The sequence below is a fragment of the Sphingomonas sp. NBWT7 genome, from assembly GCF_014217605.1.
Classification (GTDB): domain Bacteria; phylum Pseudomonadota; class Alphaproteobacteria; order Sphingomonadales; family Sphingomonadaceae; genus Sphingomonas.
In genome coordinates, this window is the sequence record NZ_CP043639.1 from 661,675 (window position 1) to 683,798 (window position 22,124).

21 protein-coding genes are annotated in these 22,124 nt (G+C 65.3%); 8 read left to right on the forward strand and 13 right to left on the reverse strand.

Features of this window, described 5'->3' with window-relative positions:
• Positions 1 to 16 precede the first annotated feature (16 nt).
• Positions 17 to 2,068 carry a TonB-dependent receptor gene (locus tag F1C10_RS03325; protein ID WP_185208777.1) on the forward strand — a complete coding sequence of 684 codons (2,052 nt, stop codon included), beginning with the start codon at positions 17 to 19 and terminating at the stop codon, positions 2,066 to 2,068.
• Between the two features lie 337 nt (positions 2,069 to 2,405).
• On the opposite strand, the gene F1C10_RS16535 is transcribed toward F1C10_RS03325, so the two are convergent.
• The 3 genes from F1C10_RS16535 to F1C10_RS03340 all read right to left on the reverse strand — a co-directional run bounded on the left by F1C10_RS16535 (position 2,406) and on the right by F1C10_RS03340 (position 5,018).
• Positions 2,406 to 3,335, reverse strand: coding sequence for a hypothetical protein (locus F1C10_RS16535; protein WP_219729782.1), 930 nt, complete (start codon positions 3,333 to 3,335; stop codon positions 2,406 to 2,408).
• Between the two features lie 254 nt (positions 3,336 to 3,589).
• On the reverse strand, positions 3,590 to 3,949 hold the full coding sequence (locus F1C10_RS03335; RefSeq protein WP_185208779.1) for a hypothetical protein: 360 nt from the start codon (positions 3,947 to 3,949) through the stop codon (positions 3,590 to 3,592).
• Positions 3,950 to 4,085: 136 nt separating this feature from the next.
• Positions 4,086 to 5,018, reverse strand: a complete 933-nt coding sequence (locus F1C10_RS03340) for an AraC family transcriptional regulator (protein ID WP_185208781.1) — start codon at positions 5,016 to 5,018, stop codon at positions 4,086 to 4,088.
• A gap of 108 nt (positions 5,019 to 5,126) precedes the next feature.
• Here F1C10_RS03340 and F1C10_RS03345 point away from each other — a divergent pair, with 108 nt between their 5' ends.
• Both F1C10_RS03345 and rclC read left to right on the forward strand, forming a co-directional pair.
• The gene (locus tag F1C10_RS03345) at positions 5,127 to 5,465 is read left to right on the forward strand and encodes a carboxymuconolactone decarboxylase family protein (protein ID WP_374939362.1); all 339 of its coding nucleotides are present in this window, start codon (positions 5,127 to 5,129) and stop codon (positions 5,463 to 5,465) included.
• Between the two features lie 14 nt (positions 5,466 to 5,479).
• Positions 5,480 to 6,118, forward strand: a complete 639-nt coding sequence (rclC, locus tag F1C10_RS03350) for a reactive chlorine resistance membrane protein RclC (protein WP_185208783.1) — start codon at positions 5,480 to 5,482, stop codon at positions 6,116 to 6,118.
• Between the two features lie 285 nt (positions 6,119 to 6,403).
• On the opposite strand, the gene F1C10_RS03355 is transcribed toward rclC, so the two are convergent.
• The 6 genes from F1C10_RS03355 to F1C10_RS03380 all read right to left on the reverse strand — a co-directional run bounded on the left by F1C10_RS03355 (position 6,404) and on the right by F1C10_RS03380 (position 10,287).
• Positions 6,404 to 6,730, reverse strand: coding sequence for a hypothetical protein (locus F1C10_RS03355; protein ID WP_185208785.1), 327 nt, complete (start codon positions 6,728 to 6,730; stop codon positions 6,404 to 6,406).
• Positions 6,731 to 7,034: 304 nt separating this feature from the next.
• Positions 7,035 to 7,490, reverse strand: coding sequence for a carboxymuconolactone decarboxylase family protein (locus F1C10_RS03360; RefSeq protein ID WP_185208786.1), 456 nt, complete (start codon positions 7,488 to 7,490; stop codon positions 7,035 to 7,037).
• Between the two features lie 264 nt (positions 7,491 to 7,754).
• Positions 7,755 to 8,633 carry a sigma-70 family RNA polymerase sigma factor gene (locus tag F1C10_RS03365; RefSeq protein WP_185208788.1) on the reverse strand — a complete coding sequence of 293 codons (879 nt, stop codon included), beginning with the start codon at positions 8,631 to 8,633 and terminating at the stop codon, positions 7,755 to 7,757.
• On the reverse strand, positions 8,620 to 9,090 hold the full coding sequence (locus tag F1C10_RS03370) for a carboxymuconolactone decarboxylase family protein (protein ID WP_185208790.1): 471 nt from the start codon (positions 9,088 to 9,090) through the stop codon (positions 8,620 to 8,622). The genes F1C10_RS03365 and F1C10_RS03370 overlap by 14 nt, the downstream gene beginning before the upstream one ends.
• 1 nt (position 9,091) lies before the next feature.
• A complete protein-coding gene (locus F1C10_RS03375) occupies positions 9,092 to 9,526 on the reverse strand; it encodes a hypothetical protein (protein WP_185208792.1) in 435 nt (144 codons plus the stop codon).
• Positions 9,526 to 10,287 (reverse strand): SDR family oxidoreductase, encoded by a 762-nt coding sequence (locus F1C10_RS03380; protein WP_185208794.1) that lies wholly within the window; start codon positions 10,285 to 10,287, stop codon positions 9,526 to 9,528. The genes F1C10_RS03375 and F1C10_RS03380 overlap by 1 nt, the downstream gene beginning before the upstream one ends.
• A 51-nt stretch (positions 10,288 to 10,338) precedes the next feature.
• Here F1C10_RS03380 and F1C10_RS03385 point away from each other — a divergent pair, with 51 nt between their 5' ends.
• From F1C10_RS03385 to F1C10_RS03395, 3 genes are all read left to right on the forward strand, one after another.
• Positions 10,339 to 10,884 (forward strand): zinc-binding dehydrogenase, encoded by a 546-nt coding sequence (locus F1C10_RS03385; protein WP_185208796.1) that lies wholly within the window; start codon positions 10,339 to 10,341, stop codon positions 10,882 to 10,884.
• Between the two features lie 77 nt (positions 10,885 to 10,961).
• The gene (locus F1C10_RS03390) at positions 10,962 to 12,653 is read left to right on the forward strand and encodes an ATP-binding protein (RefSeq protein WP_185208798.1); all 1,692 of its coding nucleotides are present in this window, start codon (positions 10,962 to 10,964) and stop codon (positions 12,651 to 12,653) included.
• A 161-nt stretch (positions 12,654 to 12,814) separates the two neighbouring features.
• Positions 12,815 to 15,052, forward strand: a complete 2,238-nt coding sequence (locus F1C10_RS03395) for a TonB-dependent receptor (RefSeq protein ID WP_258043038.1) — start codon at positions 12,815 to 12,817, stop codon at positions 15,050 to 15,052.
• Between the two features lie 40 nt (positions 15,053 to 15,092).
• On the opposite strand, the gene F1C10_RS03400 is transcribed toward F1C10_RS03395, so the two are convergent.
• Both F1C10_RS03400 and F1C10_RS03405 read right to left on the reverse strand, forming a co-directional pair.
• On the reverse strand, positions 15,093 to 15,872 hold the full coding sequence (locus F1C10_RS03400) for a HAMP domain-containing sensor histidine kinase (protein WP_185208800.1): 780 nt from the start codon (positions 15,870 to 15,872) through the stop codon (positions 15,093 to 15,095).
• Positions 15,838 to 17,133 (reverse strand): M48 family metalloprotease, encoded by a 1,296-nt coding sequence (locus F1C10_RS03405; RefSeq protein WP_185208802.1) that lies wholly within the window; start codon positions 17,131 to 17,133, stop codon positions 15,838 to 15,840. The genes F1C10_RS03400 and F1C10_RS03405 overlap by 35 nt, the downstream gene beginning before the upstream one ends.
• A 408-nt stretch (positions 17,134 to 17,541) precedes the next feature.
• On the opposite strand from F1C10_RS03405, the gene F1C10_RS03410 reads away from it, so the two are divergent.
• A complete protein-coding gene (locus F1C10_RS03410; protein ID WP_185208804.1) occupies positions 17,542 to 19,263 on the forward strand; it encodes an ATP-binding protein in 1,722 nt (573 codons plus the stop codon).
• Positions 19,264 to 19,789: 526 nt separating this feature from the next.
• Here the strand turns inward: F1C10_RS03410 and F1C10_RS03415 are convergent.
• Positions 19,790 to 20,371 (reverse strand): FMN-dependent NADH-azoreductase, encoded by a 582-nt coding sequence (locus F1C10_RS03415; protein ID WP_185208806.1) that lies wholly within the window; start codon positions 20,369 to 20,371, stop codon positions 19,790 to 19,792.
• Positions 20,372 to 20,460: 89 nt separating this feature from the next.
• Between F1C10_RS03415 and F1C10_RS03420 the strand changes: the two genes are divergently transcribed.
• Positions 20,461 to 20,838 carry a helix-turn-helix domain-containing protein gene (locus F1C10_RS03420; RefSeq protein ID WP_185208808.1) on the forward strand — a complete coding sequence of 126 codons (378 nt, stop codon included), beginning with the start codon at positions 20,461 to 20,463 and terminating at the stop codon, positions 20,836 to 20,838.
• Between the two features lie 368 nt (positions 20,839 to 21,206).
• On the opposite strand, the gene F1C10_RS03425 is transcribed toward F1C10_RS03420, so the two are convergent.
• Positions 21,207 to 22,040 (reverse strand): alpha/beta fold hydrolase, encoded by an 834-nt coding sequence (locus tag F1C10_RS03425; RefSeq protein WP_185208810.1) that lies wholly within the window; start codon positions 22,038 to 22,040, stop codon positions 21,207 to 21,209.
• Between the last annotated feature and the right edge of the window lie 84 nt (positions 22,041 to 22,124).

Sequence of the window (22,124 nt, forward strand, 5' to 3'; positions counted from 1 at the left end):
CGCCCAGGTCGTTCTGATGTGCCACGGGACCCGCCTGGCGGCTCTCGGTGCGGCCGCCTTCCTTAGCTGCGGGCATGCCGCTGCCGATCCCGCCCACGAGGAAGACCCATCGAGGGTCGTTGCGACCGAGGAGGACGACTCGGAGCCTGACGGAATCGTCGTGTTCGGTCGAGGAGAGGCGAAGATCGGAGTCGCCGAGGCGGCAAGCGAGGGCACGGTCAGCGGAGCGGATCTGCTCGTCCGTCCGCTGCTGCGCGTCGCCGAACTGGTGGAGGCGGTGCCAGGGATGATCGCGGCGCAGCATTCCGGAAGCGGGAAGGCGAACCAATACTTCCTCCGCGGCTTCAACCTGGACCACGGGTCCGACTTCACTGCCTATGTCGACGGCGTGCAGATGAACCTGCGCAGTCATGGTCACGGCCAGGGCTACCTCGACCTGAACGGCCTTATTCCCGAGATCGTCGCGCGCGAGGACTTCCGGAAGGGGCCTTACAGGGCGGACGGGGGCGACTTCGCGCTCGCGGGCGCGGCCTACTTCAGGACCATCGATAGCTATGACCGTCCCTGGGCGTCGGCGGAGCTGGGTTCCTACGGCTGGCGCCGCGTCGCGGCGGGTGGAACGATTGAGAACGTGGGCTCCGGAGCGCTCACGCTGGTCGGCGAGGGTAAAGCCTACGACGGGCCGTGGCAGCAACCTGAAAGGCTCCGGCATCTGGCCGGGTTTGGTAAGTACCGCGGGCGGGTCGGGACGATCGATCTCGCGGTTTCGCTCAATGCCTATCACGCGACTTGGCGACCTACCGAGCAGATTCCCGAGCGGGCGATCGGATCCCAGGTCTGCCCGGACGTCTTCTGCTCCCCGGATCCCAGCGCGCGAGGGAGAACCACGCGCCTGATCGGCAACGTCTCGGCCACAGGCGAGGGCTGGAAGGCGAACGTCTACGGCCAGCTCTATGACTGGAGGATGTTCTCCAATCCCACCTACACCGACCCGGACGGCACGAGCGCCCAGATAGAGCAGTTCGATCGTCGCTGGATCGTCGGTGGCAGGGGTGAGCGGAACTGGGCCGCCCTGCCGACCCTGGAACTGATTCTCGGAGGCGAAGCCCGCCACGACCACGTCGGCGACGTCGGCGTGTACCGAACCGCGTCCCGGCGCTTGTTGGGCTCGCTCGGTCGCTATCGGCTGCGGGAGAGCTCGGCGGCGCTGTTCGGAGAGGCGCGCTGGAGCCCGGCTCCCGGTCTTCGGCTCGTCGGGGGCCTTCGCGGCGACTACTACGGCTTCGCCGTGCGTGCGCGTGACGCGGAGGCCGCCTCGCTCGGGACCGGAACCGGCGACAGCCTCCTCGTCTCGCCGAAGGGGTCGATTGCCTATGCGCCCGCAACCTGGGTCGAGTTCTACGGCAACTGGGGAAGGGGCTTCCACTCCAACGACGTCCGCGGGTCGGTTAACCGCGACGCGGCGGTGCCGCTGCTCGTGCGTGGCGATGGCCGGGAGGTCGGCGCGAGGATGCAGAGAGGCAGCGTCAGCCTGACCGCGACCTACTGGTGGCTCGACGTGGACAGCGAGCTACGCTTCGTCGGCGACGCCAACTCGGTCGAGCCGACGGGTGCGAGCCGGCGGCACGGCTACGAGCTGGTTGGCTTCTGGCGACCCGCGTCCTGGCTCGCCTTGGACGCCACCTATACCGCCAGCTATGCCCGATACGACAATGGCGACCGGGTACCGAACGCCTTCGAGAACGCGGCGTCGGCGGGAGTGTCGCTCACGGCAGGCCCATGGGAGGGGAGTGTGCGGGTACGACATCTCGGGCCGTATCCACTCATCGAGGACAACAGCGTTCGCGACCGGGGCAGCACGGTCGTGAATGCCCGGGCGGCCTGGAAGCGCGGCAGCTGGGAACTCTACGGCGAGGTGCTCAACGCCCTCGGCAGCCGCGACAAGGACATTGCGTACCTGTACGAGGCCTACCTGCCTGCAGTCGACACCGGCGGCCCTGTTGAAGGCAGGCTAAGCCGTTTGGTTGAGCCGCGAACGGCAAGGCTAGGAATCCGACGCCAACTCTAAGATGCAAGGCGCCGAGAGTTGAGGGTGAAGTGGTGACGTATGGTTGCGCATGCGCTTTTCTCGGGCGTCCGCAAGAAGATCATCAAAGCTGTGACAGGAATTTTGGTGGGAAGCAACCTGTCCGCTTTCAAACTTCCGCCGCTGCAAGTGCTCGTTCGTTCACGTGGTGCGGTAAGGCCGCACAAACGCCGGCCTCTGGGGGAAGCGACAAGCTCGCTTCCGGCCTACGATCGCCGTGAACCGCCGTTCGTTCACTGCGCGTAAGAGACGGCTTGGCGTGGGCGAGCGCGGAGGCGTTCCGCGCCGAAGTGACGTCCGTGAAAATCGGTGCGTAAGCCTACTCGCGCGGCTGCGGCCTCGGCACGTTCTGAACGAATTGAACGGTCAGCTCCCCGTGGGCGCCGGGCTCGTCCCAGCTCAGCGTCATCCAGTTGTGGGCCTTGGGCTGCCGGATCACGATGCGGCCTGGCCGGAACCGTGCGTCGGCGAGGAACGAGAACTTGCCAAGATCCAACGGGCCGAGCAGCAGGACGAAGATCAACCCGAGGATGCTGACCTGCAGCGCCTCGATCTCGTCGTCGTCGTTCACCAGCGGCACGAGTTGGAAGCGCTGGTGGTTGGTGATCAGGTCGCCCGCTGCCAGCACGCAGTAGAGCCCGGCGCCCTCGGGCCAGGCTGTGGGATCGTCGAGCATCGTGACGACCGTCATGTCGCAGGCGAAGGTGCCGGGCAGGCGCTGGTTGCCCCGCGTAAGGTTTCCCGACACCGCCATCGCCTTGGCGGTCTTCAGCAGCCACCGTTCGATGTCGTGTCCAGAGACCAGCGCATGGCGGGGGCCGTCGTCGATTTCGAGATACGCCTTGAGTGAGGAGAAGAAGTGCCGCGCAGCGTCGTCGATCGGGCTCAGCGCGCTGTTGTGAATAGTGCAAAGGCAGTTCGCGCGCAGACTTTGCGGCGAGATAATCTTCTCCTCGCCGGGCTGGAGCCACGGCACACCCGAGACGGAAAAGCCGCCGTCGCCCTTCAGCACTTCGATCACGGATTTCGATATGATGTGCTCGCCCGAGATCGGCGCGACGCAGGATCCCAGCTCCAGCATGTAGCAGCGCTCGACGGTCGCCTCGGCCGGAAGGGCGGCGAGCCCGAGCTTCGCGGACGGCTTGTGCCAGCTCCCGGCGACTAAGCAGCAGTCGCGTGCAGGCCTTGCCTCGCCGCACGGGCAAGGGTCGTTCAGGACGACTTCGCGCTTCCTCTTCGTCTCACCCATAAGGTCACAGACTCTAACATAGCCCGCTAAGTATTATAGCCAAGATGGTCGCGACCTGCCGAGGTTAGAATCGCGTAAGCCGATTGACATAGGTGAACGAGTGACCGGAGTTGGATTGCCGATAAGGAGCCTCGAATAGCCGCAAATGGGTCCTTTACGCTGCTGGCTAGCTCCGAAATGACAACTTTGCGAAGTTGAATTCTGGCGGGCCGCTAATAAGGCACCGTTCCAAAGCTCGGGATCGCAGGCGCAGATCAGCCGCCTAGCGACAGACGCGTTACCTGCACCGAGGTGACGACGGCACCGTCGTTCCGCAGGAAGATCGTGACGAAGGTCTCCGGAGCGACATAGAGGAACTCGAGCCGTCCCGCCTTGCCAGCGCGGACGTACGACGCGCCGGCGTTCTCGAGCGCCGCTCTCGCCTGCTCGACAGCGACGCCTGGGCCGGCAATGCGCTCGATGAGCGACTGCTCGGCGTCTCGAATGCCGTCCTCTCCGACGACATGCTCGATCTCGAAGAATGAGGCTGGCTGCCAGGCGGCGGTGACCGGCGTGGAAAGCGCCAAACCCCATCCTGCTGCAACGTGGACCAGGAACGTCGAACGCCTGCGCATCGCGCTTCTCCTCGGCCAGACGGCGGCTGCCGCCCGTCCCATGCATGTGCGTCCGAGCCGGACCCCCGCCCTTGACCGTCAGACGCACGCTCATGTCTCGGCGGATCACTCTCAGAGAACAGACGGTCGACGTCGTTCAGGCCGCCTTGCCGGCGATGCGCAGCGCTCCCGGCCGGATGCCGTACCTGCGCAGGACCGCCTTGCTCAGGGCTCCTTCCGAGCCGTAGCCCACGTCGGCGGCGATACGCGCGATCGGCTCGTTCGTGCCGGCAAGGCGCTGGCGCGCGACCGCGAGCCTGAGGTCGGACAGAAACGTCATCGGTGCCTCGCCGCCGAGCCGCCGAAACGTGCGCACCAGTGTGGCGCGAGACATCGCGGCAACGTCGGCCATCTCGTCGAGAGACCACTCGCGCGCCAGGTCGCCGAGGATCGCGAGCACCACGCGGGCCGTGCTACGCTCGCGCAGCAGCGACAGGGTGCCATCGCCCGCATGCTCGGCGCCCAGGTGATCGCGCAGCATCATCACGAACAGTGCGCGAGCGAAGTCGGCTGCGATCACCTCCGACCCTGGCATGTCCGAATCCAGTTCATCGCGAATGTCGGCGAGCAGCCTGCGGAAACGATCCATCAGCCGCTCGCCGGCGGTGCGGATGACGATCTCGTCTGGCAGAACCGCGAGCAGGGGATTGCCGTCGCTGCCCTCGAACTGCAGACGGCCGCAGAGAAGCTCCGTCTCGACCTCGGTGCCGGCGGTGCTCTTGCCGCGCACGCCGTTGCGGTAGTCGACCGTGATCGGTCGCAGTACGCCCCGAACGGCGCTACGAACGACGTGGCTGTCGCCATGCGGCAGCAGCAGGACGTCGCCCGCTCCCAGCGTCAGTTCGCCCAGACCCGGCCGCTCCAGAACGCAGGCGCCCCGCGCCACGATGTGGAACTGGGCCCAGCCGCTGCCGGACGGCTCGTGCTCGGCGGCCCAGCTGCCGCCGAACCTGCAGAAGTCCTCGATGACGGGGCGCACGCGCAGCAGCGGCACCATGACTCTCAGCAGCTCCGACACGTCTTCGGGCAACACGCAGTCCTTTGATCCGCGCGGCCGTTCGGCTGCGCCGGCCGGCCATCCTCCTGCTGCGTATCGGGGACCAGATTGCATCCATCAACTGAACGAAGGGATGTAACGATGTCGATGCTGGACTGGAACGCCTACCGCGGTCAGGTCGTCGCCGGAGTGGGCGAGATCGCGAAGCTCAGCCCCGATACGGTGAAGGGCTACGCCACGCTGGGCGGCGCCGGCGCCAAGACGGGCCACTTGGGCGCGAAGACCCGCGAGCTGATCGCCCTGGCGGTCGCTATCTCGCTGCGCTGCGACGGCTGTATCACCGTCCACGCCGCCGCGGCCAAGAAGCTCGGCGTCACCAAGGAGGAGCTCGCCGAGGCGCTTGGCGTCGCCACCTCGATCAACGCGGGCGCAGCGCTGGTCTTCTCGACCCGCACCCTCGACGCCTTCGACGTCGCCTGAAGGAGGCAGCAGCCATGAACCAGGTCATCCACACCGGCCTCTCGATCGTCGCCGCTTCCCGGTCCAATCGGATCGGGATCGGCGCCATGAAGATCGCCGTCGCCATCATCTTCCTCTGGATCGGCGCACTCAAGTTCGTGCCGTACGAGGCCGACAGCATCACGCCATTCGTAGCGAACAGCCCGGTCATGTCGTTCTTCTACGAGCACCCGACCGAGTACAAGGCGCACATGACACACGAGGGCGAGCTAAAGCCCGCCGAGCGGGTCTGGCAGACCGCCAACAACACCTACGGTTTCTCGACCGGACTGGGCACGCTCGAGCTGGTGATCGGCGGCCTCACACTCGCGGGGCTCGTGTCCCGCAGGGTGGGGATCGTCGGCGCGGCGCTCGCCTTCGCCACGCCGTTCGTCACGCTGTCCTTCCTGTTCACCACGCCCGAGGCATGGGTCGGCGCCCTTGGGGACGCACAGCACGGGTTTCCCTATCTGTCAGGTGCGGGGCGCCTGGTGCTCAAGGACGTGGCGCTGCTGGCGGGTGCCTGGCTGATCATGGTCGATAGTGCCCGTGCGCTGCTTCGCGATCAGCATAGTGCGGATCTGCACCGGCTGCCGGCACGTGGCTCGGCAGAGCCCTTGGGACGAGCGGCATAGCACTGAAGGTTGCTTGGCTGGCCCCCTATCGCGGGTCGGCTCGCAGCCAAGATCCCGACATTCAAAAGGGGGTGGGACTAGCCGGTCCGCCCTGAGGCGTTCAGAGCGCGTAAGTGGATGCTGCTCATCTTGAGGGCTGCAGCAGAAACGTGAGGCAGATCACTCGTTCTGGAGCCACGCTCTCCAAGCTGCTGGAGACAGCGTGGCTATCGATCCTCAAGAATTACCTCGTCCGGCTTGACCGTTGGGGTGGCGGGCGGCGACCAGATCCGCGGACATGCGCAGCTAAGAAGCAGGGCCGCACAGGCAACGTTCGGTCTGTTCGAGCCGTTGACGGCTCCAGCTAAATTCGGATTGGTCAACCTCGCAGCGGATATGGTCCGAGCAGAAGCGCACGGATGCCAGGTCTGCACACCTAAGCCTCGCCAAACGAAGCGCGGCGGGTATCGGCCGGGGGCTCAGGACGTGGGAAACGACAACAGGTTCGTCGCCGAAGCAGACCAGAGCGACCTCGATGGCGTCCAATTGGCGCAACGCCTTCATTTCCACGTTCAGCTCCACGCAGAGGTCGGCAGAATTGCCTGTGCCAAACAGGCTACGAAGACTCTTCATCAGCGCCGTTCTTCGCGCCGTCCAGGAGGAGCCGGGACTCATCGCGTGGCCCAGAACACCTGCCTTCCGGCTCCCTTTCGAGTTCACGCACATGCACCTGTTTCCCGACGACAGAACTCTTGCGGTCTCGCCGAAGCCAAGACGGACTCTACCTGCGCCGGCCTTAGGTCGGAGCCAGTTCACCGGTATCGGGAGAGGGCGACATGCGGCTGACCGGTACCGGGCATCACCCATGCCCATAGGGAGGATCGGCCCTACCATGCACGACTCACGGTCGGGTGCCGGGTCCGCCCGGGCCGGCCCGCTAGGGCTTGGCTGCGACCGGCAGCCGGAATGGCGCTCCCAGGCGATTGAAGGCGTTCATGGCAGCGATCACGATGGTCAGGTCGACCAGATCCTTCGGCCCGAACGCGGCGGCGGCGGCGGCGTACTCTGCGTCCGACGCATGGGTCTCGCTGACGTTCGTGACTTCTTCAGCCCAGGCGAGAGCGGCGCGGTACTGGTCGGAGAAGAAATACGGCACCTCGCGCCAAACCGGGATCAGCCAAACCTTCTCGATCGGCATGGTCCGGAGCAGATCGCGCGAGTGCAGGTCGATGCAATGGGCGCAGCCGTTGATCTGCGAGACGCGCAGGAAGACGAGGTGGATCAGCTCGTGCGGAAGGTCCGTGCCGCTCATGGCATAGTGGTGGACGCCGAACAGCGCCTTCGCTCCTGCTGGCGCTACTTCATGCCAGCTCAATCGCTTCATGTCGGTCATGTGCAGATCCTTCACCGGTGCCGATCGTCGGCGCCTGCCTTCAGGACGAGACAGCATGCTTCGGTGTGACACCGTCGGTCCTACCGGGCCTGCAGTGAGCGCTGGCGTGGTACGCCACCCCCGACGGCGTGGAGTTCGGTTCCGAGCCTCGTGCATGGCGAAGGCGGGAGCCGTCCGTTCGGCTGCCTGGATCGCCTGAGGGCAGGGGTGGCCGAACTATTGGGGCACGGCTGTAGCAGGAGAGAGCATGTTGCAGGCCAGCGGCTAAGCCTGGCTGAGCTCGTCCGCGATATGGCGCAGCTTGTCCGGATTTCGGACGATGTAGATCGCGGTGATCACACCATCGCTGATCTCGAGCGCAGTAGTCTGAAGCACTTCGCCACGATCGATGCTGACGTAGCCGGGCAATCCGTCGATGGTCGCGGTTCGCAGCAGCCGGGGTTGGAAGGCGTGCTTGCGCCGGAGACCCTGGAACAGACGGAGCGCCCGATCGAGGCCGCGTACGACGTTGAGGAAGGCGAGCACTTTCCCGCCGCCGTCCGAATGGATCGCAACGTCCTTGGCGAGGAGACTGGTAAGGGCGGCCGCGTCGCCGCTGCTCGCCGCAGCGAAGAAGGCGCGGGCGATCCTCTCCCCCTCCTCCCGTCCCAAGGCGAAACGTGGCCTTGCGGCCTGGACATGCTTGCGCGCTCGGGATGCCAGCTGGCGCACCGCTGGTGGGTCGCGGCCGAGGGTGACCGCCACCTCGGTGAGAGGCTGTTCGAAGACGTCGTGGAGAAGGAAGGCCGCGCGTTCGAGCGGGGACAGCCGCTCCATGGCAAGCATGAGGGAGAGCGTGATGTCGTCGGCCAGCGTTTCGTCCTGCTCGGTGCTCCCCACCAGCGGATCGGGAAGCCACGCACCGACGTAGGTCTCGCGGCGGCGGCGCGCCGACTTGATCTGATCGAGACAGAGCCGCGTCACGATGCGGGTGAGATAGGCGGCGGGCGCGTCGACGCCTCCGTCCGTCTCTCGCCAGCGCAGCCACGCGTCCTGCACCACATCCTCCGCCTCGCTGATCGAGCCGAGCATGCGGTAGCCGAGACGCAGCAGCCGGGGCCGCTGCGCCTCGAAGTCGGCGAGTCTTCCGTCAGTCGACGGCATGGTGCTCTTCCGGCTCAGGCGGGTGCGCCGCCCGGAAGCCGACCTGCAGCCGGTTCCAGGTATTGATCGCACCGATCGCGAGCGTCAGCTGCACCTGCTCCTCGTCCGAGAACTGCTCCCTCAGCGCTTCATAGTCCCGATCGGGCGCCTTCGTCTCGGCCAGAAGCGTCAGCGCCTCGGTCCAGCCCAGGGCCGCTCTCTCCCGCGCGGAGTAGAGCGTCGACTCCCGCCAGGCGTCCAGCATGTAGAGCTTCATCTCCGCGACCTCGTGTCTGCGCAGGAAGGTCGCGTGCATGTGGATACAGAAGGCGCAGCCGTTGATCTGCGACGCGCGCAGCTTGACGAGCTCGAGCAAGACCGAGTCCAGTCCGGCGGCGTGCAGAGCCTGCTCAAGCGTCATCATAGCCTTGATGCCGGCCGGGAAGAGGGCGCTCGGGTTGTCGATACGTGGGGTCATCTCAGGCTCCTGTGATCTGGGCATGTGGAAGGCGGACCGTGTCCGAGCGAAGGTCGCGCCAGGCCCATGCGGCGAGACCGGTTGCGACCAGGGCTGGCAGCGTGACAGCGGGAAAGTCGCGTGCGATCGCCTCGGAACCGCAGATGCCGACAGCGACTTCCCAGAGGTGGAACAGTGCATGGCCGGCCAGCCATAGGGCTGCGGCACTCCAGAGCGACGTGCGCAGCGCTGGCCTAACCACACCCGCCAGCATGGCCGTCCCGATCAGGACGAAGATCAGCCCGATGTCGCGGAGGAAATGCTGGTTGAACGGCCCCGTGGTCGTCACGCCCGGTACGGCGAAATACCAGTTCGCAGGCGACGCCAGCATGAAGAGGCCGTTGGCGCCAAGCCCGACGCCTTCGACCGCGGCAAGGCCCAGGACGAAGCCGCGCATCAGGCGTGCTCCAGCTTGCGCTGGCTCTCGAGCCAGGCATCGAACCGCGTGGGCAGAAGGCGAGCCCGCTCGCCGGGTACGAGAGAGGTGTCGTCCACCGGCGTGCCGAAGTAGGACGTGCCCTGATCGATGTAGACCGGCCGGGGGTCGTCCCGCTCTCCGAGCCAGCTGCCGACGAACTCGGCGAGCGGAGCGCGTTCCGGCCCGGCGATCTCGACCACGCCGCCAAGGGGCGGGGCAAGGGCCACATGAACGAGGGCTGCTGCCACGTCCGCGGATGCGATGGGCTGAAGGGCGAAGGTCGGCAGATGTACGACGCCGTCGCGGGTGTAGCCGTCGGCGATCGTCGCCATGAACTCGAAGAACTGCGTGGCGTGTACGATGGTGAACGGAAGGCCGCTCGCCTGGATAAGATCTTCCTGCGCCTGCTTGGCACGGAAGTAGCCTGACGCCTGCAGGCGAGCCGTTCCGACGACCCAAAGTGCGACCAGGTGCGCGACCCCGGCCGATCTCGCGGCCGCAACGACGTTCCGGGTCGAGGTATCGAAGAAAGAGAGGACCGCCTTGTCCTCGAAAGATGGCGAGTTGCTGACGTCCACCACGACGCGCGCATCCGCAAACGCCTCGTCGAGCCCCGCGCCGGTAAGCACGTCTACCCCGCTGGATGGGGAGGCGGCGACCGCCTCACGGCCCATGCCCAGCAGATTGCCGACGAGCTGCCGGCCTATCAGTCCGGTACCACCGATAACGACGATCTTCATGTCCGTGCCTCCTGCATCTCGTGCAGGCATGACGAGACAGGCAGGGCGGGTGTGACATCCCGCGTCAAAGTCTCATCAGTTGGCGCCACTTCGGATGACTACCGGAACGAGGACTTCACGCAGCGGCTGCACGACTACGACGTCGTCCTCACCTCCCGGGAACCAAACGTGCTGGAGCGGTCGCTTAAGGTCCTGCGGCCCGGCGGCAAACTCATCTCCCTGTCCGGGCCTACCGATCCGGCGTTCGGCCAATCTGTGGGGGCGAACTGGGCCGTGCGCCAGATCATGCGCCTGATGAGCTCCCGGTTCCGGCGGCTCGCCAGGCAACACGGGATCGAGTATTGCCTTCTCTTCATGAGGGCGGGCAGAGCCCAGCTCGCGAAGATCGCTGCTTTCGACGAGAGCGGGGCGATCAGGCCGGTACTGGATCGGATCAGGCCGTTCGTGCGCACGTCGGAGATCCTGTCGCTGATCGACGACACGCGGGGGCCGGGCAAGGTCGTGGTGTCGCGCGACTTGGACCCGTACTCGGTCGACGATCTCCTTACGAAGCCCCGGTCTGTTTCGCGCATCAAGCGCGATGTCTCGACGTCCTGATCAAGCGAGTCTTTCCAATGCAATCTGCGCGGAGTATCAGAAGACTTATCCCGGATGGCGGAAAGGATGATCGGGTCGTGACCTCGTTTGCGGAGCGGCCACAGCCCTTCTACGCCGCGCCCGCGCCTGAGCAGCAACTTTCCACATCAGTGCCGTCGGGGTTGTCATCAGGATCCGTAGAGAACTATGCCGACGGATCCCCATTGCTGCTCCTGCATGCAGATCCATCGGGCGAAGCGCTATTTCTGAACCTCAGATACTCGGATCTCACCGGAGAGGACCGTGATCAAGCGATCGCCGAACAGCTTTGGAAGACCCGGATTCATCCGGAAGATCTTGGGTCACTGCTCGGAACGCTTAAAGGAGCAGACGAAGATGGTCGATTAGCGCAGGCCGAGTTCCGCCTGAAGCATGCCGACGCCTCGTTCCGCTGGATGCGGCTCTACCTGAGGCTTCACGCTGACGATGACGGAAACCTCGTCTGGCACGGGATGGCTACCGACATCGAAGGAGAGCGAGCGGCGCAGCTGGAGCTGCAGGCGCTCAGCGAAAGTCTGCAGAGTCGCATAAACCGGCAGGCCGCCGAACTCGCCCGGACCGAGGCCCGCTACTCCAGTCTCTTCGCTGTCAGCAAGATCGCTTTCGCCGAGCAGGACATGGCAGAGGCGGCGCGTTTGCTGCAGGCGCTCAAGGCAGAGGGGGTGACGGACCTCGCAGCGTACATGGACGCGCATCCCGAAACGATGGCGAAGTGCGTCGCGGCCGTGACGACGGTTTCGGTCAACGAGGCCTGCATGAGCATGCTGGGCTTCGATGACGTAGACGGCGCGGTGGATCGTCCGGTTGACCGAACCGCGGAAGACATCGAGACGGTCCTGCTGCGGCAGTTCGAGATGATCTTCTACGATCGGGAAAGCGTAGAGGGCCGGGTCGTCCTTATCGGCAGCAAGGGACGCCGGGTCCCCGTCTTTTATTCGGCCACGCGGCTAGGGGACGAGCGACAGCTGTCCAGCCTGGTGGATGTGAGCAGCCAGGAGCGTGTCGAGGAGCTGCGGCGCGCGGCGCAGGAGGAGCTTGCCCGCGCCAATCGCGTGGCGACCGTCGGCGCCTTCTCTGCATCGATCGCCCATGAACTCAATCAGCCGATAGCATCCGTCAGCATGGATGCGAACACCGGGTTGCGACTCCTGCGGCGTGACACCCCGGATTTCGTTAGCGCCATCAGGATCCTGGAGAGGGTCGCCACCACCGCACAGCGGATCGGCACCATCGTCAAGCACACTCACGACCAGATCACCAGCGGGCGACAGGACTTGCGGAGGCTCGATCCCGCCCAGCTCGCGCGGAGGACCTGCGAGCTCCTCGCGCGCGACATGCGGGACGACGGAGTGGATCTCCGGTTCGAAGACGATGGCGCGGCGCCAGCGATCATGGGCGACTTCATCGATCTCCAGCAGGTGCTGATCAATCTTGTCAACAACGCACGCGACTCCATGCTTGACGTGCCGCATGTTCCAAAGATCATCACCGTTCGGGTGCAGTCGACGGAACACCAGGTAGCGGTGTGCGTGGAGGATGTCGGAAAGGGCATCCCGGAAGACGACAAAGACCGACTGTTCCAGCCGTTCTTCACGACGAAGGCAGGTGGCATCGGTCTGGGACTGCAGATCTGCCTTTCGACCATTCAACGGATGGGCGGCGAGATGACCGCCGCGAACAGGCCGGCTGGAGGAGCGGTATTCTGCTTCCGGCTTCCGGCCCTGGACTGATGATGGTGCTCGAGACTTCACCGCGCGCTTCCTGCCGGGCTGGCTCCCGTATGCGGAACCAGCACCGTCGAACTCGGAAAGTCGGACGAGGCTGGCTGGCGATCGTCATCGCGGCGTGCGGTTCGTTCTCGCCTAGCGCCGCATACGGTCAGGCTGCCAATATGCCCGCCGCCGCAGACGCGGCCGAAGACGGTCGGGCGGATGACATACTGGTCACCGCTCGACGTCGCTCGGAACGCCTGCAGACTGTTCCCATCGCCATCACTGCCGTGAGCTCGGAGGAGTTGGCGCGTGCGGGCGTTCAGAACATCTCTCAACTTGAGGCGATCGATCCTTCGTTGACGTTTCGGGCAGCCAACATCGCCAGCTCGACTGCCAACCTGATCGTGCGAGGGCTTGGGACGACGGGTTCCAACCGCAGCTTCGAAGGATCCGTCGGCATCTTCGTCGATGGTATCTATCGGACAAGGGCTGCGGCGGCGCTCCAGAACTTCGTCGACGTTGGGGACGTGGAGGTGCTCCGCGGCCCCCAGGGTACGCTCTTCGGCAAGAACACGAACGGAGGCGCGGTCCTTCTTTCCTCCAATCGGCCGTCCTTCGAAGGCCAGAGCGGCTCGCTCGAGGCAAACTACGGCTCATACGACAGTCTTATCGTGCGCGCGGCTCTGAACCTCCCGCTCTCCCACGTCGTGGCGGTCCGGGCGGCAGGAACGGTGTCGCACACCGACGGCTTCTTCGATGACGTGAGCCGAAATCGTTCCTTGAACGGCGGCGACTCGCAGGTCTTCAAGCTGCAGATGCTCCTGGAGCCGGCACCCGGACTGTCGATCCGGATCATAGGGGACTACGCTGAAGGGCAGGGCAACTGCTGCTACGCGACGTCCCAGCTCGCTGTCGGGCCGCTGCAGCCGCTCGTGGACGAACTTATTCGCGCAGGTGGAGGCAATCTGCCTTCAAGGCGTGCCTCCGACCGGGAGCAGAGCCTGAATGGCGACGGCCATCAGACGATCAGCGATGCCGGCGTGTCGCTGATCGTCGATGTTGCGGTGCCGGGCGGAAGTCTGCGGTCGTCCACCGGGTACCGCTTCTATCGCGTTCGGCAGACCGACATGGACCCGGACTTTTCGGGGGCAGACATATTTCGATACGACGAGGCCTTCCGAAGCAGCTTCGTCTCACAGGAACTCGTCTACGCCGCTAATATCCGGCCGTTGCGCGCCGACGTGGTTGTCGGAGGCTTCGCGTCGGACGAGCGGCTCGCAATGGATCGCCAGTTGCCCTGGGCCGCTCAGGCTCAACCAGTCTGGGACTCCGTCTTCGCGGGCCTGGGCCTGCCGGTCGGCACGGCTGACGCCGCTCCTGGCTTGATCGGCGACGAGGCGATGGGCGGAAGCGTTCGATCCTACTCGGCCTTCGCACATGCCGACATCCAGCTGAACGATCGTCTATCCGTGATCGCCGGCCTCCGATACTCCGTCGAGGACCGAACCGGGAGGTTCGCCTACCGCTACTACCGACCCGCCCCAACCGAACCGTTCCGACTGCTGGGCATCCAGCCGGGGCCCGCATACGACGATCGGCACCACGATGGCGCTCTCAGCGGCACCCTCGGCTTCGAACTGCGGCCCTGGCGGAACGTGACGACCTACCTGACGTACAATCGCGGCTTCAAGGCGGGCGGGGTTAACATCGACGCAAACGGGGCGGGTACGCGGGCGAACAATCCGGCGGAGGTCGCGGACGGCACTCCCCTAAGCGCCGAATACCAGCCCGAGACAATCGATGCGTTCGAGTTCGGTGCCAAGGCTGGGTATCTCGGTGGTCGCGCGCAGACCAACGTAGCGATCTTCTACTACGACATCGCCAAGCTGCAGACTGCGCAATTCGTCGGTCTGCGGACGACCATCATCAACGCCAGCAGCGCGACCGACTATGGTGCGGAGATCGAGAACACGCTTCGCATCAGTCCGGCTTTGTCGATCGAGGCCGCCGCGACCTGGATTCCCCACGCCCGATATGGTCGCGGGGGGGGTATCGATCCTGTCCTCGCCGGGGCCCGCTTCCGTTTTACGCCGGTGGTGAGTACGAACATTGCGGCGCTGCTGGAGCGGCCTGTTTCCCCGGCCATAAATCTTACGGGACGCTTGGCATATCGCTTCCGGAGCGCACAGTTCGTCGACACGGCGGGGACCACGCGGCAGGAACCTACGCACCTTGTAGATGCCTCGCTCGGTCTCCGGCTTCCTGCGTCGGATCTCGAGGTCAACCTGATGGCCAGCAATCTTCTTGATGTGACCTACGTGGAGCAGGCGCTCGCGACGCCGCTTCAGGCAGGGTCAATCAGCGGCTTCCTGGCGCCGCCGCGCACGATCCAGGTAAGAGTCTCGAAGAGGCTCTAATGCATCGTGAACCGCGAACGAGTTGTCACGCCACCGGGGCTCAGCTGTCAGCAGAGCCCTCGAAGACGATGCTGAACCGCGTGCCGTTTTCTCCGGACGCAACCTCGACGAAGTGCCCCAGAGCAAGGCAGTGCTCCCGCACGATCGAGAGGCCGAGACCAAGCCCGTCGCTTGATGCATCGGCCTGATAGAATGCCTCGAAGAGGCGGGCCTGGGTGTCAGCGGGGATGGCGGTCCCGTCGCTCAAGACGTCTACGCGAACCTTCCCTGCGCTCCGCCAGGTGCTCACCCTGACAAAGCCTCGCCCATATTTCAGGGCGTTGCCGATCAAGTTGTCCAGGATCGAACGCATGCGTACGCGGTCGGTGCGGACGGGGACGGACAGACGAGCGATCTCAAGTCTGACGCCTCCGGCGGCGGCGGACTTCGCCCAGACCGCCTCGGTCTCGTCCATGATGGCTCCCAGGCATTGAAGGACGGGTGGGCCGAACGGCTCCTGCGAGATCGCGGCCCCGACAAGATCGGCCAGCCCACGCGCCATCCGGCGCACCTGCGTTCGAGCGGCCTCAATCCAGACACGATCGGCAGCCAGCTGCTCCGCCAGGTCCAGCCTCTCGAGCGCGTGCGAGATGATCTGGAGCGGCTGCATTAGATCATGGCCAGCAGCTGCCATAGCCGAGCGCAGGGCGCGGGTAACTGCCAGGTCAGCCGGCTCCGCCGCTACAGGAATGGCGGCAGCGCTGTCCGTCTGCGTTGTCGCGACATGGACAGCGCCGCCGATCGGCTCAGATGCCCTCATGAATGCCATCCGATGCTGCATTGCACTTCTCCGCTCCTGCGAGATCCGCACTTGGTCTCGCCGCGTTGCCGCTCCTGCAATCCGCGCATCTCAACGCCGATGCTGCGGACGCCGCGTGGTCGGCCTTCCACTCCATGGCCGCCTCGATACGCCGAGCGTTGCTGGGATGATCGTAGAAGAGGAACTCCTCCAGTCGGGTCGGTCGGCTTGCCCGGTAGTCCGCAGTGGCGAGCACCGCCCGGGCCATGCCGTCCGGTTCGCGAGCGAGTTCGAGACCGTATCTGTCAGCATCGGCCTCCACCAGGCGCTCGGCCGTGTTCACGAGCGGCGTCGTGACGAGCGTGTACACGGCGAAGATGCCGAGCAGGATCGGTAGGCCGGCGGGGTCCGCGAGGCTCAGTTCCGACCTTCCGAGCAGGCGTGCGGACGACTTGAAGGAGCGCTGGGCCACCAGTAGACCCACTCCGACCACGAAGGTTAGGAAGATCGCGAGCTGAAGCGGATGAGCATGCCGCTGATGTCCAAGTTCATGGGCCACCACCGCCCTGACCGCGCCAACGTCTGCGCCCTGCGCGAACATCGCGTCGCTCAGCAGCACGGTGGCCGAAGAACCAATGCCCGTGACCGACGCCGTGTATCGGCTGCTCTGGCGTGATCCGTCGTACACGAGGATGCGGTCGCCGCCCACGCCGCCCACGCCGCCACTCGCCACCAGTCGCTCGACCGCCGTGCGCATCTCGCCGGCGGGTGCGGGCGCGTAGCGATGAAGAATGGGAGCAAGCGCGACAGGCTGGACCACGAGCGCGAGAACGAGTCCTAGTGCCGCAAGCCCGGTTCCCCACACCCACCAGCGTGGGCCCGTGCGGCGTGCCGCCGCGTAGAAGCCGGCGAGCAGCGGGGCGCCGACGAGTGCCGTCACGAGAGACTGGATCGCATATTCTGCCGCCCAGGCTGCAAGCGGCTGATGCGAGAAGCCGTACGAACGCTCGCGGTGCCAGTCCGCCACGGCGAACCAGGGCATCTCTAGGGCGAAGTAGGAGAAGAGGATCACGAAACTGATCGCGAACGCGGACCGGTTTGGTTTCGCTCGCGATCGGAGGCTGGCGGCCAGCATCGCTGCCAGATCGATCCGAGCAAGCAACGCGGCGATGGCGAGCGCCACCAGCTTGGAGCAGAGCAGGAGCCAGTGCGCTTCTCTCGTGTACGCGGTCGCGGCAAGCTCGCGCGCAAGCGGGATGAGGTGAAGGTAGGCTTCCGTCGCCGATCTGACATCGATGGCCATCCGACCTTAGCTCCGTCTGACGTGCCGTCGTGACACCCGACGGACTATCCGGACATCGACCCCGCTCTCCTATCACGCTGTCGTATCGGGCCTGGCCGACCTTGGCACCGCCACGGGCTACCAAGGTATGGTCCGGCGCAGGTATGTCCCCGCCGGCTACAGGGATTTCGACGGAACGCCGAGCTTCGCTGACTCGCGTGTTGCACCTCCTCTGGAGGCGATCCGAAGCACGCGAACGATGAGCTTCGAGCAGGCCGCGACAGCTAACGTGGTCTTGGCGAGGAAGCGTACGTTCTGGTGCCACGGGCACCCCCTACCAGCGTCCAGCTTCCCACCTTCATCGGAGTGCTTCAGTTCAGTAGGGGCGGGGCCCATAGGGGCAGGCTCGCGTCATGAGCATGGGGCGCGATGTCGTTTCTGGCCTTTGGTATAGCGCTGATCCTCGCTGCCTTGTGCGGAGCTATTCTGGCGCATCGTCTCGGCGCGACGGGCCGGACTCGCGCCCGGGAGGGCAGCGAGGACAATATTCGGCACGTCGCGGACTCCGTCCCGCAGGTGCTCTGGCAGGGCCTCCCCGACGGCCGGGTCACCTTCATGAATCTGCGGTGGACCGAGATCACCGGAGCCACCGTCGAGGAAGGTCTCGACGAGGACGGCTGGGCCTGGAAGAACTGGTTCCACCCCGAGGATCGGCAGGGCCTCCTTGACGACTGGGCCCAGGCACGCGCGACTGGCCGCCAGTTCGACTCCTACCGTCGGCTGCTGCATGCGGACGGAACGTACAGATGGCTCCAGATCACTGCCCGCCCGGTGCGAAGCGAGGAGGGCGCGATCCTGCGCTGGTACGGAGTGTCCACCGACATTCACGCCGAGATGCAGGCGCAGCTGAGCGTCCGCGCGCTGAACCAGACACTGGAACAGCGGGTGGAGGAGCGGACCCGCGACCTTTCGGTCAGCGAGCAGCGGTACAGATCGATCTTCGAGCGATCACAGGTTGCCCTCTTCGAGCAGAACCTGGACGAGCTGGTGGAGGCGCTGTCGTCACTGCACGCCCTCCATGGAGATCTGCTGGCGGGCTACCTCCGAGACAATCCGGACAAGCTGTCGGAGCTGCTCCAGCTGCTGAGGACCGAGGAGGTGAACTCGGCCGCCCTCCAGTTCCTAGGCAAGTCACGCAGTTCGCTGCTCAGGCATTCGCGTCCCGGCGTCGTCGATCCGAAACCGTTTGCAGAGCTTCTCCAGCTCATAGCTGAGGGGCGGCAGGACCACTGGGAAGGCATCGTCACACTCATGGTCGCCGACGGCAGCATCAGACAGGCCCTCTGCGGCATCACGCTGGTGCGCGGCCTCGGGTCCACTCGCGCCTTCACCCATCTGAGCGACATCACCGAACGCGAGCACACGCGCGAGATGCTCATGGAGGCGAGGGAGGAGCTCTCGCGCGCCAACAGGGCTCTCACCGTAGGCGCTCTTTCGATGTCGCTGGCTCACGATCTCGGCCAGCCGATCAGTTCGATCGCCATGGACGCGACGGTCGGGCGGCGTTCCCTCGCCAGGACGCCCTCCGATACTGCGACGGCAAGCAAGGCTCTGGACCGCGTTATCTCGTCCGCCCGTCGCGCGGCCGAGCTGCTAAATCGCGTTCGCGAGACGTCGTCCCGCAGGGAGCGTTCCGTCGAACCGGTCGGCCTAGCCGAGATCATCCGCGTCAGCGTGGGCCTTCTGGAGCACGAGGTGCGCCTTCAGGGCTGCAGCGTCCATCTGAATCTTCCTGCCGGGGCGGCACTCGTCGCGGCTGACCGGGTCGAACTTCAGCAGGTCCTCATCAACCTGATCCTGAACGCGCTGGCGGCAAGCCAGTGCTCGTCCCTGAATGATCGGACCATCGAGGTGAGGCTGACCGAAGGCGCGGACGAGGTTGTCGTCGAGGTCAAGGACGGTGGCGTCGGGCTGCCGGCGGGAGAGGAGTCACGCATCTTCGATCCTCTGTTCTCGACCCGGGCGGGTGGAATGGGGATGGGACTGGCGATCTGCCGGACCATTATCCAGGGCTTCGGCGGCGACCTGACAGCCCGCAACAATCCGCATGGTGGCGCAACCTTCGAGTTTACGCTGCCGCGGTCACGCTAGCGTCCAGAACGGCCCGTTCGTGGTCGGGTACGGCGCGCAACATCGGGCTGCGGCGAACGGCAGACCGAGATGACGGACACGAAGAGCAGGCCGCCTAGAATGATCGAGATGGCCGCGTCCTCGAACGCCTGCATCGCACCGAAGCCGGCAGCGGCACACGCGGCGGCCAGTACGGCCATTAAGGTCAGGGAGATGTCTCCACCCTGTCGAAGCATAGGGCGCTCCTGCATTCACGATCTGCACCGGCCTGCGGCCGCGAAGTGACCGGAACGGCAGGCCGACCATCTGCGGAGAGGAGGCGGTGTGGCCGGCTCGGGGGGGGGGGGCAGGGGTGCCGTCCCGGTCATCCAGAACATGTGGCCTCGATGCGTGCTGGGACAGTCGTCAGGAGGTGTGGTCGCCACCTTCCTTGGTAGGTGGCGGCTTAGACACCAGGAATGGACTTTCCTCTTGCTGAGCACGCTTCTGGCTCCAGCGCCCGCCCCGAATGGCAGGACCGCCCGCTCGGGCACGTCGCGTGACCCGCTCACGCTGCGGCGGCGGCGAGACTCCCTTCCAGCCTGTTCGCCTGAACGTGCGCCGCCTCGATAGCTGCACGACGGGCGTCTTCGCCACGACCAGTTCCCTCTGCGACGATCACCTCCACATTCGCTCCGACGAAGTCGAAGACGGATCGAAGCAGCGTCTCGGCGTGCTCGTAGGAGGCGAACGGCGAACCCTCGCTATAGACGTTGCCCCGAGCCAGCGCGATGATGACGCGCTTGCCCTTCGCCAGCCCAACGGGACCGTTTTCGCCATAGCCGAACGTCTTGCCCCGCACAGCGACGCGGTCGATCCACGACTTGAGCTGGCTCGGGATCAAAAAGTTGTAGAAGCCGGCGCCGATCACCACGACCTCCGCCTCGAGAAACTGGCTCACCTCCTCGCCGCGCTCGAGGGCGACATAGGTGTCCAGCGTTAGGTGCGTCAGAGGATCTTTCACCAGATCGCGGTAGGTGACCTCTAGATCGGAATGCGTCGTCCGGAAATGCTCGACGATTGCGGCGGAGATCGCGCGGCTTGCGGAGCCGTCGCCGGTGATGCTGGAGTCGAGATGAAGGAGCTTCATTGCACGTCCTCGGTCTGGAATTGTGACCTGGACCAGCTATGGGACCAGCATTCGTTCGCCAAGAACGTATATTTCTAGGATCAGGTCACATGGATATGCCCGCCTCCCACGGCGTGACCGAGCGCTGCCGCAGGATGAGCGGCGTGCTCACGGTCATCGGCGACAAGTGGACGGTGATGATAGTGATGGTGCTCATCGCGCGTCCACGTCGCTTCAACGAGATCAAACGCACGATCGGCGGCATTTCACAGCAGATGCTAACGCGCACGCTCAAGGCGCTCGAACGCGACGGAATGGTCAGCCGGACGGTGTATCCGACCGTTCCTCCGCAGGTCGAGTATGCGCTGACGGACCTAGGACTTTCGCTTTCGAGGCCGCTGCGGGATCTGGGCGCGTGGGCGGGTGCGCATCTCGAGCAGATCGACGAGAACCGACTGCGCTACGACGGCGAGAAGAGTGCTGGCTGAAGCCACGAGAGCGTTAATTGGCAGCCGATAAGCTACCGTTATCATCTCAGACATTCCCGGGTCGGTGTGCCAGTGTCATCGTCTGGATGCCCACCAGACGAAACGGGAGGTTTACTGCGCCTGGCTACCATGCCGGGTGGCCTGAAATGGCTACGATCGTGCCAGTTGCCGGCAGACTGCCGGAGCAAGCGCCCTCCGGCAGAACCAGCCTTGCCAAGCGTCCGCAACCCTTTTTATTCGCCGTTGTCAGTCCGTTTTGATGATGGATGCTCGACCGCACTACTTCTATGTCCGCGAGCGATCGCCTACTCGCCTGACCGACGGTCCCCGATCCGCGCACTGTCTGGACGAAGCGCTCTTCTGTTCGCTCAGGCCTCGAGAAACAGGCGCATGTGAGCCAGGAACAGCTCGGGGTACTGGAAATGCGGGGCGTGCCCCGAGTCCGGGTAGATGATCAGCTGCGCGTTCGGCAGGTGCTGCTGTAGATGGAAAGAGTTCGTCGTGTTCAGCATCACGTCCAGATGCCCGTTCGCCACCAGCGTCGGCATCGTGATCGCGGCGAGATCCGCGAAGCGCTCGCCATGCGGCTCGAGCCAGTCCCGGCCGGCGGCGACCTGCGCCATGATCGTCTGCATGCCGCTCGGCGGATCGACATCCTCGGTGCGCGCGTGGCGCCGCTCCCAGTACCTGGCCGCAGCCGCCCGCCCGGCATCCGACTGACCGAAGAAAAGCCAGGCCATGTCTTCCAGCCCGGCGTTGCCCCGCGCGCGCTGCGAAACCTCGGCAATGTACGGTGACGGATCGCCCCCGCGCGGACTTGTGCCGACCAGTACCAGACGCCGGACGCGATCGCCGTCCTTCTTGGCGAACGCCTGGGCGACCATGCCGCCCATCGAGAAGCCCAGCAGATCGAAGGTCCCGAGCTCCAGCGCGTCGACGAAGTCGCGGACGCAGTCCGCCATGCCTTCGATGGTGTTCGGGGCATCCCCGGTCGAGGCGCCCACGCCCGCGTTGTCCACGAGGATGATCTCGCGGTATTGAGCCAGACCGTTGGTGAAGGCTGGATCCCAATGATCGAGCCCGCCGGTGAAGTGCTGGAGGAGCACGATCGGCGTGCCGGTCGAGTTGCCGAACCGGCGATAGGCGTAGCGGTTCGGGCCCGCTTCGATGAACTGCGTGGGTGCGTTCTGGTGCGTCAACATGGTACGAGCTCCTTGAAGAGACCGTGGCTCACGGCGGCGTCGCTAGCGATACGGACGTCGGTATGACCTCGGCGCACCCGCGTA

What these genes read in the sequence shown, in the direction of transcription:
- F1C10_RS03380 (WP_185208794.1), bottom strand. Translation starts at nt 10,287, where the DNA reads ATGAAGATCGTCGTTATCGGTGGTACCGGACTGATAGGCCGGCAGCTC.
- F1C10_RS03415 (WP_185208806.1), bottom strand. Translation starts at nt 20,371, where the DNA reads ATGAAGCTCCTTCATCTCGACTCCAGCATCACCGGCGACGGCTCCGCA.
- F1C10_RS03325 (WP_185208777.1), top strand. Translation starts at nt 17, where the DNA reads ATGTGCCACGGGACCCGCCTGGCGGCTCTCGGTGCGGCCGCCTTCCTT.
- F1C10_RS03345 (WP_374939362.1), top strand. Translation starts at nt 5,127, where the DNA reads ATGTCGATGCTGGACTGGAACGCCTACCGCGGTCAGGTCGTCGCCGGA.
- F1C10_RS03405 (WP_185208802.1), bottom strand. Translation starts at nt 17,133, where the DNA reads ATGGCCATCGATGTCAGATCGGCGACGGAAGCCTACCTTCACCTCATC.
- F1C10_RS03335 (WP_185208779.1), bottom strand. Translation starts at nt 3,949, where the DNA reads ATGCGCAGGCGTTCGACGTTCCTGGTCCACGTTGCAGCAGGATGGGGT.
- F1C10_RS03400 (WP_185208800.1), bottom strand. Translation starts at nt 15,872, where the DNA reads ATGCAGCATCGGATGGCATTCATGAGGGCATCTGAGCCGATCGGCGGC.
- F1C10_RS03375 (WP_185208792.1), bottom strand. Translation starts at nt 9,526, where the DNA reads ATGCGCGGCTTCGTCCTGGGCCTTGCCGCGGTCGAAGGCGTCGGGCTT.
- F1C10_RS03425 (WP_185208810.1), bottom strand. Translation starts at nt 22,040, where the DNA reads ATGTTGACGCACCAGAACGCACCCACGCAGTTCATCGAAGCGGGCCCG.
- F1C10_RS03395 (WP_258043038.1), top strand. Translation starts at nt 12,815, where the DNA reads ATGCCCGCCGCCGCAGACGCGGCCGAAGACGGTCGGGCGGATGACATA.
- F1C10_RS16535 (WP_219729782.1), bottom strand. Translation starts at nt 3,335, where the DNA reads ATGGGTGAGACGAAGAGGAAGCGCGAAGTCGTCCTGAACGACCCTTGC.
- F1C10_RS03360 (WP_185208786.1), bottom strand. Translation starts at nt 7,490, where the DNA reads ATGACCGACATGAAGCGATTGAGCTGGCATGAAGTAGCGCCAGCAGGA.
- rclC (WP_185208783.1), top strand. Translation starts at nt 5,480, where the DNA reads ATGAACCAGGTCATCCACACCGGCCTCTCGATCGTCGCCGCTTCCCGG.
- F1C10_RS03370 (WP_185208790.1), bottom strand. Translation starts at nt 9,090, where the DNA reads ATGACCCCACGTATCGACAACCCGAGCGCCCTCTTCCCGGCCGGCATC.
- F1C10_RS03355 (WP_185208785.1), bottom strand. Translation starts at nt 6,730, where the DNA reads ATGAAGAGTCTTCGTAGCCTGTTTGGCACAGGCAATTCTGCCGACCTC.
- F1C10_RS03410 (WP_185208804.1), top strand. Translation starts at nt 17,542, where the DNA reads ATGTCGTTTCTGGCCTTTGGTATAGCGCTGATCCTCGCTGCCTTGTGC.
- F1C10_RS03420 (WP_185208808.1), top strand. Translation starts at nt 20,461, where the DNA reads ATGGATATGCCCGCCTCCCACGGCGTGACCGAGCGCTGCCGCAGGATG.
- F1C10_RS03365 (WP_185208788.1), bottom strand. Translation starts at nt 8,633, where the DNA reads ATGCCGTCGACTGACGGAAGACTCGCCGACTTCGAGGCGCAGCGGCCC.